The organism is Micromonospora sp. ABR4_055 (assembly GCF_056160425.1).
Genome location: NZ_JBSWXD010000080.1, coordinates 1 through 15730 on the forward strand (window position 1 = coordinate 1; position 15730 = coordinate 15730).

Genomic DNA, 15730 nt, shown 5'->3' on the forward strand with positions numbered 1-15730 from the left:
TCTCGAACCGTCCGCTTCTTTCCTTTTGTTTTTTTGGGGTGCATGTTGGTTTTTTGGGGGGGGTGTTTTGTTTGGTTTTGGTACCACGGGTACATAAAGTTTCTCTTTTTCCCCCAAGCCTGCGGAGGCATCTTGGGTTCCCGCCCCAACCCGAGAGAGCGGTGCGATCGGGGTCAGCCCAGGTACTTCTCCCACGGGCCGGTGATGGCCAGGGTGAGGCCGGGGTCCTGCATGTTGACGAAGAGCACCTTGCCGTCGTCGGTGAAGACCGGCCCGCAGAACTCCGAGTCGTTGAGCTGGTTGCGGGCGATCGCGTAGGTGGGCCCGCCCGGGACCGAGCTGAGCACGTGGGACGCGCCCGAGCCGTCCTCGGCCAGCACCAGGCTGCCCCACGGGGTGACGGTCACGTTGTCCGGCCCGTCGAAGGTCAGATCGCTGTACTTCGGCGGCGTACCCTCCTCCGACGAGGTCTGGTGCGGAAAGTACGTGACCAGCTGGATGGTCTCGGCCCGGTAGTCGTAGAACCAGACCATGCCGTCGTGCGGGGCGGCGTCCGCCGGCAGGTCACCGTCCTCCCAGGCGTACGAGTTGACCACGTACACGCCTCGGTCGGTGCCCCACACACCTTCGAACTTGCGGCCCCGGGTGACCTGACCGTCGGCGAACTGCTCGCGCAGGGGAGTGGTCCGGGCGTCGCGTTCCGGCACCTCGATCCACCGTACGGGGAACGGCCGGCCCAGCTGCGCGGAGGTCAGGTAGGCGACGTCCGGCAGCACCGAGCCGTCGTCCATGATGATCTGCATCGCGGCGAGGGTGCCGGCGTCCGGGGCGAGCCGGGTCAGCACGCCGGGGCCGAGCTTGACGCGGCGCGGCGCGGTCCACCGGTAGAACAGGCCGTTCGGCTCGTCGGCGTCCTCGGACAGGTAGATCTTCGTACGGTCCTTGTCGACCGCCAGCGCCTCGTGGGCGTACCGGCCCAGGCATTTGATCGGTGTCGGGTCGGCGCGGCCGTCGGCCCAGACCTCGAAGACGTAGCCGTGGTCCTTCTGGTACGTGCCGGTGCGGCCGTCCTCGTCCCACTCGTCGCCGGCCCGGTCGTCGGTCTCCTCGCAGGTCAGCCAGGTTCCCCACGGGGTCGGCCCGCCCGCGCAGTTGTCGACGGTGCCGGAGATGGCGACGAACTCGCCGAGGTTGCGCCCCGCCCGGTCGGTCCTGATCACCGTGCAGCCGCCGGCGTCGACCGCGCCCGGGTCGTAGACGGTGCCCGGGACATGCGGTACGCCGAACTCGGCCCCTGGGCCGAGCTCGTGGTTCTGGATCAAGGTGTACCGGCCGCGTCCGGCGTCGAAAACGGCCATGCCGTCGTGCTCGGCCGGGGTCAGGCCCTGGCCGCGGTCGAGCCGGGTGACGCCCGTCCGGGTGACCACGGTGTAGCGGAACCCCTCGGGCAGGGCGAGGATGCCGGCGGGGTCGTCCACCAGCGGCGGGAACGGTACGTGGCCGCCGCCTCTCGGCGGGTGGCTTCGGCCGGGGTGGGCCTGGGCCAGCGACGGAAGGCCACCGGCGACGGCGAGGCCGACGCCAGCGGCGCCGGCGGCACCACCGGCGAGCAAGGTACGACGGGAGGAAGGCACGTCGATCGGGCTCCTGTTCAGCTCGAGGGTGTTGACGTGACGCAACCCCCGCGGACCGACGGCCACCCGTCCGTACGGTGATGAACCGGCGACATCGATGTAAAGAATCGAGGTTGCCGCTGTCGGTGAACCAGGTGCGGGCTCGGCTAGGGTCGGCACCGACGGCGGACTTCGTGCATGTCACCGCGCAGCGGTCGGCCCGGCGGATCCTGGGAAGGCGGCCAAGCTGCGCCGTCGCTGGCGTGCCGCACGGCTACTTGCTTCAAAGTCTCCGAAGACTCTAGAAACTTCGCAAGGCCGTGCCGGGCTCTTGGCTGATTGAGTGAGGCCGGAATACCCGCACTTCGGTACATGGCTGTGCCCCGGGCCGCATGCAGAGCAGAGGCGGACACCGGGGCTTACGTCGTCAAGTGTAGCGGTGCCGGGCGTAAAGGAGTAGTCGTGTCGGAGTCCTGGCAAGATGAGGTGCTCTGGCGATGCCTGTCGAAGGCTCGGTCGGCGCCGTACCTAGCTGCGGCTAGTGGCGACAGCGCCCGCGCTCTTCGTCTCTACGCGTGGAACATGGAGGTCTCAAGCGCCTTCCTTGGGCCACTCCACGTGCTGGAGGTGTGTCTACGCAACGGCGTCGACGACCGCCTGACCGTACTGGCTGGTCGGCCTGACTGGTGGCGTTCAGACATCAAGTTCACATTCGTCGCAGAGCGGATGGTCCAGGATTCGATCAAGAAATGCCGGATCCGGAAGGATGTGACACCGGGGAGCGTGATCGCTGAGTTGCCACTCGGTTTCTGGGTTGGGTTATTTGGCAGCGGTGGCTCCTGCCAGTACGAGACGACGTTATGGCGGCCTGCTCTGCGGAAGGTTTTCCCAGGATATCGAGGATCCCGAAGGGATCTCCACTCTGATCTCGATCACGTCCGCGCGTTCCGCAACCGCGTCGCCCATCACGAGCCGATCCACCGCCGGCACCTGGCTGCCGACCGCGAGACGATCGTCCGGCTGCTCAGACTCATGTCGCCTACGGCTGCCAGCTGGGTCGTCACACACGACCGAGTGCCTGAGGTGCTCGCCCGGCGGTCTGCTGTCATCGGTGGGGCCGCGTCACCCAGTTTCTGATCGCGAGGAGTGTGGTATGCCGCATATTGAGGTAGACGAGGAGACCTATCGGAATTTGGCGTTCGCCGCGAGGGTTGCGGGCATAGAGATTGGTGAGGTTGTCACCCGCCTGGTGGCACTGCCTCGGGAGCCGAGCACGCTTGAGCTGGTGGGGGATGAGCCCACTTCGATCCCTGTCTACGCTGACTACGACGGCCACCGGACTCGGGCATGTTTCACTCCGGGACCAGGGCGGGTCGAAATTCTGAGCGGCCCGCTCGCTGGTTCGGTGTACCGCACGCCGAGCGAGGCTGCTCGGGCCGTGGTGAGCGAACGGCGCCCCGGGGTCAACCCACAGCGGAACGGCTGGACCTTCTGGATCGAGACAGCTACCGGGGCACCTATCCAACGGTTGCGCCACGTCAGAAGTTGACGTCCGCTACCCGCCCTCCGGCGCCGTCCTGCTGGTGGCCGCAGTGGCCGGTGTGCGTCACGGGGGCGGAGCCTGGGGACCCGGTACGGGCGGCTCGGTGGGGCGCACGCTGAACAGGTCACCGGGCTGGCAGTGCAGCACGTCGCAGATGGCGGTCAGAGTGGAGAACCGGACCGCTCTGGCCCGGTCATTCTTTAACACCGACAGGTTGACCACGGTGACTCCGGCCCGGTCGGCGAGTTCGGTGAGGGTCATCCGGCGGTCGGCGAGCAGCCGGTCGAGGTGGCAGACCACCCGGTGATTGGCGGACTGTTCGTCGTCGGTCGGGGCCATCAGACCAGTCCGTCGAGGTCGGCGCGCATCGCCGTGCCCCGGCGCAGGAACTCGGCCGCCGCGCCGACCCGGCGCAGGAACTCGGCCGCCGCGCCGACCCGGCGGGCGTTGCGCGGGTGGAACGGGTCCGCTGAGCGCAGCGACCGCACCACCCGCCACAGCAGTCCGCCGGCCGTCGCGACGACGGCGGCGAGCAGCAGCGCCGGCCCGAAGATCCAGAGTCGGTCGCCGACGGTCGGCTCGGTCACGGTCAGCAGGGCGGCGTCCTGGGGCGTGAGCGTGAAGCGGCCGGCGGTGGCCTGCGGTCCGAGGTCGGTGGTGGGGTTCACCGTGACGGGCGCGACCAGGTTGTCGGCGATCAGTACGCCGATTGCCGAGGCGGCGGCCAGCAGGGTGCCGAGCGCCACGGCACCTGCCGTGACCGTCTCGAAGGCCCACTGACCGGCCGGAGCGGTACGGGGACGACGCCCCTGCTCGATGTCGTGCCGCACGGCGGCCCTCCCTATCGAAATTCGATATGAAACTGGGTCTAGTATATCGAATCTCGATATGCCGACGGCGGGTCGCCCCGCCACCAGCACGTCGGAGCGACCGCATCCGCCCACCGGAAGGCTGGACCAGCACAATGACCATCCCCGTTCCCGTCCGCTCCGCCGGGGTGTTCCTGGCCGGCGCGCTCATCTGCTTCGTCGGCCCACCGCTGGCCATGGGACTCTTCGCGGCCGACGGGGTGCCGGCGGTGCTGGTCGCGGTCGCCGTCGCCGAACTGGTGTCGGCCGCCGCCCTCATCGCCTGGTGGTTACGCCGCCACGGGCTGCCCCGCCGAAGTCTCGGCCTGACCTCGCGGCACTGGCGGCGGGACATGCTGATCGCGGTGGCCACCGTTCCACCCCGCCTGCTACTGGAGTTCGGGGTGCTGATGCCGGCGGCCGGCGGCGAAGCCAACCCGGAGGTCCAGGAGATCCTGCGCATGTCCGCCGCCGGGCCGGCCGCGTTGGCCGCCACCATCTTCCTGGGGATCGTCGGCGGCGGCATCGCCGAGGAGCTGTACTTCCGCGGGTTCCTGCTCGGGGCGATCCCGCAGCGGTCCGCCCGCCCCCGGGTGGCGCTGTGGGTGGCGGCGGTCGTCTCGGTGGTCCTGTTCGGCGTGCTGCACCTGCCGGCCAGCGCGCTGGACGGGCTGTCCATCACCGTCGCCGGTCTGGTCTACACCGGGCTGTTCCTGGCCACCCGCCGGCTGACCGCGCCCATGGTGGCCCACGCGCTGTGGAACGCCGCCGCGCTCGGCACGGTCCTGCTCAGCTACGGCTGATCACAGCTGGGTGGCGGTCCGGACGAGCCCGGCGACGGCACGGGAGCGGTTGTCCGGCAGCCAGGCGAGCACGGTGGTGACGTGCGGCGCGTCGGTCAGCGGCACTGCCGTGTGCGCGCTCCACAGCCACGACCGGGACGAGGCGCACAGCACGGCCATGGTGTGCCCGAGGGCGATCAGCTGGGCCAGCTGCGACTGGTCGTGGATCTCCGGCCCGGGTCCGGGTTCGTACGTACCGTCCGGGCGCGGCCAGCGGGCGACCGGCAGCCCCGGCACGTCGCCGATGCCGGCCATGGTCAACGACGTACGGGTGGCGAGCGGATGCCCGGCCGGGAGGATCGCGACCTGCTGCTCGGTCAGCAGATCCTCAGTGTCGAAGCCGGTGAGCGAGTCGAACGGCCGCTGCATCAGGGCGGCGTCGGCGCGGCCGTCGCGCAGCATCCGCGCCTGGTCGCCCATGCCGCACAGCAGCACGTCGATCTCGGCCGCGTCCGGCTCGACGGCGTGCGCGTCGAGCAGCCTCTGCAGCAGTTCGTGGCCCGCGCCGGCCTTGGTGACCAGGGTCAGCCGGTTCGCGCCGCCGCCGCGGTGGCGGCCAGGATGACGCGGGCCTCGTCGAGCAGCACCTGACCGGCGTCGGTGAGTGCCACCCTTCGGCGGTCTCGGTCGAGCAGGGTGACGCCGAGGCGGCGTTCGAGCTGGGCGATCGCCCGGGACAGCGGCGGCTGGGCGATGCCGAGCCGTTCGGCCGCCCGGCTGAAGTGCAGCTCCTCGGCGACCGTGACGAAGTACCGCAGCTCACGGGTCTCCAGCGTCTCCACGCCGACAACGATACGTCGGTGATACCCGCCGGGTATGACAGCGGAACTCAACTGGTGTAACGACGGCGGCTACCGCCGCGCCACCATCGGCGTCATGACCGAAACGAAGGCCACGACCGGAACGAAGACCGCGCTGGTCACCGGCGCGAACAAGGGACTCGGCTACGAGATCGCCGCCGGGCTCGGCGTGAAGGGCTACCGGGTGGCGGTGGGAGCGCGCGACGCCGCCCGCGGCGAAGCGGCCGTCAAGACGCTGTACGCCGCCGGCGTCGACGCGTTCGCCGTACCGCTGGACGTCACCGACGACCGCAGCGTCACCGAGGCCGCGCAGCTGATCGAACGCACCGCTGGAGGACTTGACGTCCTGGTCAACAACGCCGGCATCGCCGGCGAGACCGGGCCGGGGTGGGAGCAGGACCCGACCACGCTCGACCTCGACGCGGTCCGCCAGGTCGTCGACACCAACGTGTACGGCGTGATCCGCGTGACCAACGCGATGCTGCCGCTGCTGCGCCGGTCGCCGTCGCCGCGCATCGTCAACATCTCCAGCAGCGTCGGCTCACTGACCTGGCAGTCGGACCCGGAGATCAACGTCGGCCCGATCATGGCGGCCTACTCGCCGACGAAGACGTACCTCAACGCGGTCACCGTGCACTACGTGCGGCAACTCGCCGGCACCGACATCCTGATCAACACGGCCTGTCCGGGGCTGGTCGCCACCGACTTCACCGGCGGTGTCGGGCGTCCGGTCCAGGAGGCCGCTGCCACCCCGATCCGGCTGGCCACCCTGCCCGACGGCGGCCCGACCGGCACGTTCGTCAACGACGACGGCAGCATCCCCTGGTGATCTCCCGTCCTTGTCGGGGACTCCGCTTTGTGGGTGACCGGGCGGGACCACCCCGGCCACCAGAGGGGGACCGGCGCGGCGGGCGGCGGGGACGGGCAGCGCCGACAGTTCAGCGTCCGGGCCGTCGGCTCCGTCGCCGGCCCACCGTTGGTCGCCCCCATCAGTGCCGTTGTCACCGGATCCGCTGTTGTCGCCGCTGCCCGGCCCGAGCAAGGTGCAGGACGCCAGCCGGGTCAGCCCGGTCGGCCGCGCCGCGTGCCGGCCGATCGCGATCTCGATCCGTTCGAGGGCGGCCCGCCGCTTGTCCCGCAGCGGCCCCACGATCGCGTTCTGGGCGAAGTTCGGGCCGCCCTCGCCGGCTGTGGTCAACAACCGTTCGTTGGCCTCGGCGATCTGCCGGAGGCTCAGATTCTGGTCGACCTCGGCCGCTGCCTGCGCCGGTACGGCCGGCAGCCGGTCCCGTACGGTCGGGCACTCGACCATCGGGTTGGCCTGCGTCCGACCGTCCGTGCTGTGCCCGGCATGGAGGGCGTCGTAGCTGACCGCACAGTCGACCAGCGACATCAGACCGGTCGGTCGGGTCGCCCGGTCACAGGCCCGCGATGTTCAGGGTGACCTTCGACATCGGCCGGTCCACGCAGGTGAGCAGGTAGCCGTCGGCCCGCTGCCGTGGGGTGAGGCAGTTCGGTTCGTGCTGCTTGACCTGGTGCCGCAGGTGTCTCGGTAGCCGAAGGCCGCGATCGGGCAGCGCCAGGATGCTCCGGCAGCCCTCGTCAAGGGCTGGTCACCTGGTTCACCTCCACCACCGGGCCGGCGAGCGCGTCCCGCGCTGCAGCATCCGGCGCGGCAACCACGAGCCCGCTGTGTGCGTCGTGGTCCGATCCGGGTCTGCGATGATGGCGGGATGTCCACCGGTACCGCACCGGCCGCTCAGCCGTTCGCGCACCTGCAGGCGCAGAATGTCACCCTGTACCGGGACGTGCTGGACGCCTTCATCCGCGCGAAACGTCGGTTCACCGTGCATCTGCGGCCGGAGGACGTCCTGGCCGAGATCGGCCCCGGGGTGTCGCTGGAGGCCGTCGCGGCGGCGCTGGCCCAGCTCGCCGAGTGGGGCAACCTGCGGGCCGACCCGGACACCGGACGGGTCACCACCGTGGAAGACTTCCACCGCGCCCGCTACCTCTACCAGTTGAGCGCGCACGGCCACGCCGCCGAGCAGGCCATCGCCACGTACGAGGAGGCGATCGGCCGACGCGGCGCCCTGCAGTCGGTGGCGCTGTCCGACATCGCCGACCAGCTGCGCGCCCTGCTGGGCATCGCCACCGAGGCCGCCGCCGGGTCCGCGCCCGACCCGGCGAAGACCCACCTGCTGATGCTGAGCCTGGTCGACCGGTTCACCGGGCTGGCCGACAACGCGCAGGCGTTCATGGCGTCGCTGCGGCGGGCCGTCGACTTCGCCGACGCCGACGTGGCGGCCTTCCTCGCGTACAAGGAACAGCTGATCGCGTACCTCGAACGGTTCATCGCCGATCTCGCCAACCGGGGCGCGGAGATCGCCAACCTGGCCCACCGGATCGAGGCGACCGGGGTACGCCCGCTGCTGGAGATAGTGGCCCGCCGGGAGGCCGTCGACGCCGCACCCGGCGAGGACGCCGACGACCGGGCACTGCGCCAGGCGCGGGTGGTCTGGCAGCAACGCTGGGACGGGCTGCGGGACTGGTTCGTCAGCGGCGACGCCAGCCGGCAGTCCCAGGCACGGCTGCTGCGTACCGCCGCCATCGGCGCGATCCGGCAGCTGCTCGGCGCGGTGGCGTCGATCAACGAACGTCGGGCCGGCCGGTCGGACCGGTCGGCCGACTTCCGGTCGCTCGCATTGTGGTTCGCGCAGGCCTCCGACGACGAGGCCGCGCACCGGCTGTGGCACACCGCGTTCGGCCTGTCGCCGGTGCGGCACCTGACCGTGACGACCGAGACCCTGGCCGCGGTCGAGCAGCGACCGGTGCCGGCATCGACGTCGTGGGCCCAGGCACCCCGGCTGGAGATCAGCCCTCGACTGCGCAAAACCGGATCGTACGAGCGGCGTGGCTCGCCGAGCCGGGTGCTGGACCGATCCGCGCAGCGGCGGCAGTTGGCCGAACGTGCCGAGCGGGAGACGACCCAGACGGCCCGCGCCCGAGCGGCGTTGGCCACTGACGGGCCCGTCCCACTGTCGCGCCTCGGTGAACTGGACACCGCCGAGTTCCGGCTCTTTCTCCATCTGCTGGGCGACGCGCTGGCGGCCCGGCGGCCGGACGCCACGGAGGTGACCACCACCACCTCCGACGGCACGCTACGGGTACGTCTGGTCCGCGTCGACGGGGCGCCGCCGGTGCGGATCGTCACCGCCGACGGGGTGCTCACCGGGCCGGAGCATCTGGTCGACATAACCGACCTGGCTCCGACCGGAGCCGACCTGGTCTCTGCCGGCCCGCTCTCTGCCGGAGCCGACCTCGCGGCGGTCGGGGCGGCCGGGTGAGGGCGCGCGGCCCGGCCGAGGGCGACTCCTCGGGCCGGCTGCAGCGGGCCGCCCGGCTGCTGCTCGCCCGCCCGCTGCTGGTCGCCGGGCTGACCCCGGACGCCGAGTTCCGGCTGGTCCGCACGTACGCCGTAGAGCTGCGCGAGTGGTTCGACCGGGAGACCGGGTGGCGGCTGGTCGCCGACGCCCAGACGATCCGGCTGATGAAGCTGACCGCCGACCCACAGGACCAGACCCACCCGGCCCGGGATCCGAAGGCCAGGACCCCGTTCTCCCGGCAACGGTACGTGTTGACCTGCCTCGCCCTGGCCGCGCTGGAACGCGCCGACGGGCAGATCACCCTGGGCCGGCTGGCCGAGGACGTGGTGCTTGCCGCCGCCGATCCGGCGCTGGCCGCCACGGGGTTCACGTTCGCCCTGGACCGGCGGGAGCGGCGGGCCGACATGGTGGCGGTGGTCCGGCTGCTGCTGCACTGGGGGGTGCTGCGCCGGGTGGCCGGCCACGAGGACGCGTACCTCGGCACCAGTGGTGACGTGCTCTACGACGTTGACCGGCGGGTGATCGCCGGCCTGCTGGCCAGCAGCCGCGGCCCGTCGATGATCGGTGACGTGGCACCGGACGGCCGGCTGGCGGCGCTGACCGTCGAGGTGGTGCCCGATGTCGAGGATGCCCGCAACCGGGCGCTGCGGCACCGGCTCACCCGGCTGCTGCTCGAACAGCCGGTCGTCTACTACGACGAGCTGACCGAGGCCGAGCTGGCCTATCTGACCAGCCAGCGGTACGCCATCCTGAACCGGATCACCCAACTGACCGGATTGGTTGGCGAGGTACGGGCCGAAGGGGTCGCGATGGTGGACCCGGCCGACGAGCTGACCGACGTCCGGATGCCGGCCGAGGGGATGCAGAGCCACCTGACGCTGCTGCTGGCGGAGCGGATCGCGGCGGCCGGTGCCGGCGCGGCGGGCACAGGCGGCCTGCGGGTCAGCGAGCTGCACCGGCACACCCGCGAGCTGGCCCGGGCGCACCGGTCGTACTGGCGCAAACACGCCACCGATCCGGGCGCCGAGGTCGAACTGGTCGCCACCGCGTTGGACGCGCTGCGTGCCCTGAAACTGATCACGGTCGAACCGGCCGAGGACCCGCTGGTCGTCGCCCGCCCGGCGATCGCCCGTTACGCCCTGGCGGAGCCGACGATCCGCCAGAGCCGTCCCGCCGCCCTGAGGAGGTAACCGTCACCGTGACCGCCGCAGCCACCACCGCCGCACCGACGTCCATGCTGGACCGGGAGCTGCCGGTGCCGGACCGGGAACGGTGGCAGCCACTGCGGGCCGGGCTGGTGGACATCTTCTACTACGACCAGGAGGAGTTCCACTTCCACGGCGGCAGTCTGCTGCTGCGGGGCAACAACGGCACCGGCAAGTCGAAGGTCCTCGCGTTGACCGTACCGTTCCTGCTGGACGGTGAGCTGACACCGTACCGAGTGGAGCCCGACGGGGATCCGCACAAGCGGATGGAGTGGAACCTGTTGCTCGGTGGACGGCACCCGCACCCGGAGCGGACCGGCTACACCTGGCTGGAGTTCGGCCGCCGCGACGCCGACGGCACCGCCCGGTACCTGACCATCGGCTGCGGACTGAAGGCGGTGGCCGGGCGCGGAATCGCCCGGCACTGGTACTTCGTCACCAGCCAACGGGTCGGCGCCGATCTGCAGCTGCTCACCCCGACCGGTACGGCGGCGACCCGGGACCGGCTGCGGGACGCGATCGGCCCGGTGGGGATGCTCTACGACCGGGCCGTCGACTACCGGCGGGCGGTCGACGAGGCACTGTTCGGCCTGGGCGACCGGTACGACGCGCTGGTGTCCCTGCTGATCAAGCTGCGGCAGCCGCAGCTGTCCAAGCGTCCGGACGAGAAGACCCTGTCCCGGGCGCTCGGCGACGCGCTGCCGCCGCTGGACGAGAACCTGATCGCCCAGGTCGCCGAGGCGTTCCGGGGTCTCGACGACGAGCGGGAGACGCTGACCGAGCTGCGCGAGACGAAGAAGGCCGCCGACGACTTCCTCACCCGCTATCGGCAGTACGCGCGGATCGCGACGAAACGCAAGGCCGCGGTGCTGCGGCAGCAGCACAGCCGGTACGAGCAACTGGGCCGCGAGCTGGGCGACGCGCAGCGGGCGCACGAGCAGGCCGACCGGGCGGTACGTCAGGCCGAGGTCAGACTGGCCGAGCTGGACGCGCGCGCCACCGAGCTGCAGGCGCGCCGACGGGCGCTGGCGGAAAGCCCCGAGGCGCGTACCGCCGAGCATCTGCGTCGGCTGCGGGAGGCGGCCGATCAGCGGGCGACGTTCGCCGACCAGCAGGCCAAACGCCTGCGTGACGTCGAGGCGGAGGCGGCCCGGACCCGGCGAACCGCCGAGCAGACGGCGCAGGAGCTTCAGTCGGCCCAGCGGGACGAGGCTGCGGCCCGTACCCGGGTGGCCGGCGGTGCGGCGGCGGCGCGGATCGCCGACCGGCACCGTGACCGGGTCCTCGCCGCCCTGCCGGACGACTCCGCCCATGGGCTCGACGAGGCGCGCCGGGCCGCCGGCCAGCTGGTCCAGGATCGGCGGGCCGCGCTGCGTACCCTCGATCGGCTCCGCGCGGCCGCCGAGTCGGCCCGAACCCTCGCAGACCGCGCCCGGGAGGAGGTCGACCGGCTGGACGCCGAGGTGGCGGCGGCCGACGAGGCGGTCACCGACGCCGAGACCGCCGCCGCCGAACAGGGCGAAACCCTGGTACGGCGCACCGGCGAGTACCTGACCGGGCTGGTCGAGCTGTCTATCGCCGACCCGGAGGCGGTGCTCGGCCGGCTCGACTCCTGGGTGAGCACCCTCGACGGGGACAACCCGGCCGCCCGGGAGGTGACCGCCGCCAGCCGGGCAGCCGCCGAGGCGATCGCCCGCGCCGACGCGGCGGTGGAGGCCGAGCAACGGCGGGTCGCCGACCGGGTCGGGGAGATCGACGCCGAGCTGCGTCGGCTGACCGACGGGGCGCACCAGCCGCCACCGGCACCGCACACCCGGTCCCCGCAGCTGCGCCTCGACCGGCCCGGCGCACCACTGTGGCGGGTCGTCGACTTCGTTGAAGGCGTGCCGCCGCAGGTGCGTGCCGGCATCGAGGCGGCGCTGGAAGCCGCCGGGGTGCTCGACGCGTGGATCGACCCGGACGGCACGGTCCGCGACCCGGACAGCGGCGACGCGCTGCTGCGACCAACCGACGAGGTGGCGACGAACCTCGGGACGCTGCTGCGTCCGGCCATCGACGACGCCGACCCGCACGCCGCCGCGCTGACCGGGCCGACCGTCGCCGCCGTCCTCGCCGCGATCGGCCTCGGCGCGGAGTCCGGTGCGGCGACCTGGGTCGACACCGACGGCGGCTTCGGCATCGGCGTCGTCACCGGGCGGTGGACCAAACCGGACGCGGAGCACATCGGCGACGGCGCCCGGGAAGCGGCCCGCCGGGCCCGGATCGCTGCGCTGCGCGCCGAGTCCGACGAACTCGCTGCCGTGTCGGCCGACCTCGCCGAGCAACGCACCAGACTGGACGAACGTCGGCGGGCGGTCGGCCACGAGACCGAGAGTCTCCCCTCCGACCAGCCACTACGCGAGGCGCACACCCTGGTCCGTGGCGCCCACCAGTTGCGCCGGGACACCGCTGGCCGACGTGACGAGGCGGCGGCGAGGCACCGTACGGCGGTCTCGGCGGCGCAGACGGCGCTGGCCGAGGCGACCGAGTTCGCCGACGACGTGGGTCTGCCACACGACGCCGACGGGCTGGCGGAGGTTCGCGACGGGCTGCAGGACTACCAGGTGACGTTGGCCGCCTGGTGGCCCACCCTGACCGGGGTACGCGATGCGACGCGCCGCCGCGCTGAGGCGTCCCGCACCTACGAGGAGAAGCAGGAGAAGCTCGAACCGGCCGCGATCGAGGCGGCCGAGGCGGCCGAGGCGGCCCGGCTGGCCCGGGTGGAGTTCGAGACGTTGGACGCGACCGCCGGCGCGACCGTCGCCGACCTGGAACGCCAGCTCCGCGAGGTGGCCGACGCCGAGCAGGAGTGCCAGCGGGAAAGCCGGGAGACCCGGCAGCGCGAACGCGACGCCTGGGGTGCCCGGGGCGACGCCGACGGGCGACGGGACCGGCTGACCGAGGAACTCGACGGGGCCACCGCCACCCGGGACGCCGCCGTCGAAGTGCTGCGGGCCTTCGCCGACACCGGCCTGATCGCCCTGGCCTGCCCCGAGCAGGAACTACCGGACACCCGACAGCCGTGGGCGACGACCCCGGCGGTGGCCGTGGCGCGCGGCGTCGACCGGCTGCTCGCCGACGTCGACGACGGTGACCGTCCCTGGGAACGGATCCAGCACCAGGTCAGCCTGGACATGAAGGTGCTCACCGACAGCCTGTCCCGGCACGGACACCAGGTGCTGCCCGCCGTCCGCGAGGACACCATGATCGTGGAGGTGGTGTTCCAGGGGCACGGCCGCTCCGTCGCGGACCTGTCCGCCGCCCTGGTCACCGAGATCGACGAACGGCAGCGGGTGCTCTCCGCCCACGAGCGGGAGGTGCTGGAGACCCACCTGGTCAACGAGGTCGCCGGAGCGTTGCAGGAGCTGGTCGCCGGCGCCGAGCAGCAGGTTGCGACGATGAACGGCGAGCTGGAGGAGCGGCCCACCTCCACCGGCATGCGGCTGCGGCTGCTGTGGCGGCCCACCCGCGACGCCCCGCCCGGCCTGGCCGAGCTGCGCGCCCGGCAGCTGCGGCAGAGCACCGACGTCTGGAACGACGCCGACCGTCGAGCGATCGGCGCGTTCCTGCAGGAACAGATCAGCCGGGAACGGCTGCGCGACGAGGCGGCGACCTGGCACGAGCAGCTCACCCGGGCGTTGGACTACCGGGCCTGGCACGAGTTCGCAATCCAACGCCACCAGGACGGGCAGTGGCGGCCGGCCACCGGCCCGGCCTCCGGTGGTGAACGGGTGCTGGCCGCCAGCATCCCACTGTTCGCCGCCGCGTCCTCGTACTACGGGTCGGCGGGCAATGCGCACGCGCCGCGGCTGATCGCCCTCGACGAGGCGTTCGCCGGGGTCGACGACGACTCCCGGGCCAAGTGCCTCGGGCTGCTCGCCACCTTCGACCTGGACGTGGTGATGACCAGCGAACGGGAGTGGGGCTGCTATCCGCAGGTGCCCGGACTGGGCATCGCGCAGCTGGCCCGGCACGACGGCATCGACGCCGTCCTGGTCACCCCGTGGCGGTGGGACGGGCGGGAACGGCACCGGATGCCTCGGGTCGAGCTGGCGGTACCGCAGCAGCGACCGACCCGCCCGGACGGCGAACCCGACCCGACCCGACCGGACCCGACCGGACCTGACGGCTCGGAGCAGCCCGCTCTGTGGTCCGCCGAGTGACCGCACCGGACGGCGATGTGGTCGGGCCGGATCTCGATCGGCTGCGCCGGCAGCTCGGCGGGGCCGACACCGAACGGGTCGTGCAGCGGGTCCGCCAGCGGATGGCCCACGGCCGGCCGCTGACCGGCACGATCTCGCTGAGCCAGCCGACACCGGCCGAGCGGCTGGCGGTGCAACGGCTGCTTGGGCGGCCACCCGCCCGGGGCACCTCGCTGACGGTCAACCTCGACGACCTCGACCAGGTGGTCCGCCGCAGCGGCCTGCACCCGGACGGGCTGGCCGCCGCCGTCGAGACCCTCCTCGGGCCGGTGCCGGTGACCGCCGAGGTACGCGCCGCCGCCGACGCCGCATGGCGTACCGTGCTGGAGCCGTTGAACCGGCTCGGCCGCCGCGCGCCGCACCTGGCCGACTGGTGCGGCGACCGCACCACGGTCGCGCTGGCCCGCCGACTGTCCGGTACGCCGGACGCGGCGGCCCGGCTCGTCGAACACCTGGTCGCGGTGCTGGCGGCGTTGCCTGCCGACGGTGCTCCGTTGGCCCGGCTCGCCGCGCAGACCACCGGCGACGCGCACGCCCTCGACGCCGACCGTCCACTGGCCACCCTCGTACTGTCGGCGGTGCGGGCCGTCTGGTGGCCCGGGGACGACGAACCGACGTCCCCGGCGCAGCGGCGGCGGGCGCTGTGGGACAGCGCCGGTGTCCTTGTCGACGAACTATCGTCGACCGTACTGACGCTCAACGTCGTGGCGAGTCCGGGCAGCCGGCTGTCCGCCCTGACGGCGCCCGCCGCGACGGCCGGTGAGCCGCTAGTGCTGACCCTGCGCCAACTCGGCCGGGAGCGGTCGACTTTCCCGGCCGGCACCGTCCACGTCTGCGAGAACCCGACGGTGCTGGCCGCGGCGGCCGATCTGCTCGGTCCGGAGTGTCCGCCGCTGGTCTGCGTCAACGGCCAGCCGAGCACGGCGGCGCTGCGGCTGCTGACCGGCCTGACGGCCGGTGGCGCGCGGTTGCGCTACCACGGCGACTTTGACTGGGGCGGGGTACGGATCGCCAACCTGTTGCGCTCCCGGGTGCCGTGGCAGCCGTGGCGCTACGACGCCGCCGCGTACCGGGCGGCGGTGGCGGGCGCGGCCGTGGTGGGCGCCGTGTCGGGGACGCTGACCGGCCGGCCGGTCGACGCCGGCTGGGACGCGGAGCTGACCGCTGCGATGAGCCGGCACGGTACGCGGGTCGAGGAGGAGCTGGTCCTCGACACCCTCCTCGCCGACCTGTCCGGTGCCCAGTAGCGCGTGAT

General features: G+C 72.3%; 12 protein-coding genes. 7 read left to right on the forward strand and 5 right to left on the reverse strand.

Translation table 11 applies throughout. The annotated features are described in order from the left end of the window. Window positions 1-173: 173 nt before the first annotated feature. Window positions 174-1634, reverse strand: a complete 1461-nt coding sequence (locus ACXAHD_RS18825) for an alkaline phosphatase PhoX (RefSeq protein WP_289212015.1) — start codon at window positions 1632-1634, stop codon at window positions 174-176. Window positions 1635-2075: 441 nt separating this feature from the next. Here ACXAHD_RS18825 and ACXAHD_RS18830 point away from each other — a divergent pair, with 441 nt between their 5' ends. Next, the gene (locus ACXAHD_RS18830; protein WP_281567157.1) at window positions 2076-2750 is read left to right on the forward strand and encodes a hypothetical protein; all 675 of its coding nucleotides are present in this window, start codon (window positions 2076-2078) and stop codon (window positions 2748-2750) included. A gap of 469 nt (window positions 2751-3219) precedes the next feature. On the opposite strand, the gene ACXAHD_RS18835 is transcribed toward ACXAHD_RS18830, so the two are convergent. Continuing rightward, window positions 3220-3495 carry a helix-turn-helix domain-containing protein gene (locus ACXAHD_RS18835; protein WP_281552861.1) on the reverse strand — a complete coding sequence of 92 codons (276 nt, stop codon included), beginning with the start codon at window positions 3493-3495 and terminating at the stop codon, window positions 3220-3222. Continuing rightward, on the reverse strand, window positions 3495-3986 hold the full coding sequence (locus ACXAHD_RS18840) for a hypothetical protein (RefSeq protein WP_475052058.1): 492 nt from the start codon (window positions 3984-3986) through the stop codon (window positions 3495-3497). Before ACXAHD_RS18840 ends, ACXAHD_RS18835 begins: the two co-directional genes overlap by 1 nt. A gap of 134 nt (window positions 3987-4120) precedes the next feature. Here ACXAHD_RS18840 and ACXAHD_RS18845 point away from each other — a divergent pair, with 134 nt between their 5' ends. Beyond that, the gene (locus ACXAHD_RS18845; protein ID WP_281552863.1) at window positions 4121-4807 is read left to right on the forward strand and encodes a CPBP family intramembrane glutamic endopeptidase; all 687 of its coding nucleotides are present in this window, start codon (window positions 4121-4123) and stop codon (window positions 4805-4807) included. On the opposite strand, the gene ACXAHD_RS18850 is transcribed toward ACXAHD_RS18845, so the two are convergent. Together ACXAHD_RS18850 and ACXAHD_RS18855 are read right to left on the reverse strand one after the other, a co-directional pair. Beyond that, window positions 4808-5374 (reverse strand): LysR substrate-binding domain-containing protein, encoded by a 567-nt coding sequence (locus ACXAHD_RS18850; RefSeq protein WP_475052099.1) that lies wholly within the window; start codon window positions 5372-5374, stop codon window positions 4808-4810. Beyond that, window positions 5371-5628, reverse strand: a complete 258-nt coding sequence (locus ACXAHD_RS18855; protein ID WP_475052063.1) for a LysR family transcriptional regulator — start codon at window positions 5626-5628, stop codon at window positions 5371-5373. The genes ACXAHD_RS18850 and ACXAHD_RS18855 overlap by 4 nt, the downstream gene beginning before the upstream one ends. 94 nt (window positions 5629-5722) lie before the next feature. Between ACXAHD_RS18855 and ACXAHD_RS18860 the strand changes: the two genes are divergently transcribed. From ACXAHD_RS18860 to ACXAHD_RS18880, 5 genes are all read left to right on the forward strand, one after another. Next, a complete protein-coding gene (locus ACXAHD_RS18860) occupies window positions 5723-6475 on the forward strand; it encodes an SDR family oxidoreductase (protein ID WP_281552864.1) in 753 nt (250 codons plus the stop codon). 904 nt (window positions 6476-7379) lie between these two features. Continuing rightward, on the forward strand, window positions 7380-8990 hold the full coding sequence (locus tag ACXAHD_RS18865; RefSeq protein WP_475052066.1) for a TIGR02677 family protein: 1611 nt from the start codon (window positions 7380-7382) through the stop codon (window positions 8988-8990). After that, the gene (locus ACXAHD_RS18870; protein ID WP_281552866.1) at window positions 8987-10219 is read left to right on the forward strand and encodes a TIGR02678 family protein; all 1233 of its coding nucleotides are present in this window, start codon (window positions 8987-8989) and stop codon (window positions 10217-10219) included. The genes ACXAHD_RS18865 and ACXAHD_RS18870 overlap by 4 nt, the downstream gene beginning before the upstream one ends. An 8-nt stretch (window positions 10220-10227) precedes the next feature. Further along, window positions 10228-14436, forward strand: coding sequence for a TIGR02680 family protein (locus tag ACXAHD_RS18875; protein WP_475052069.1), 4209 nt, complete (start codon window positions 10228-10230; stop codon window positions 14434-14436). Further along, window positions 14433-15722, forward strand: a complete 1290-nt coding sequence (locus ACXAHD_RS18880; protein ID WP_475052071.1) for a TIGR02679 family protein — start codon at window positions 14433-14435, stop codon at window positions 15720-15722. The genes ACXAHD_RS18875 and ACXAHD_RS18880 overlap by 4 nt, the downstream gene beginning before the upstream one ends. Window positions 15723-15730 lie beyond the last annotated feature (8 nt).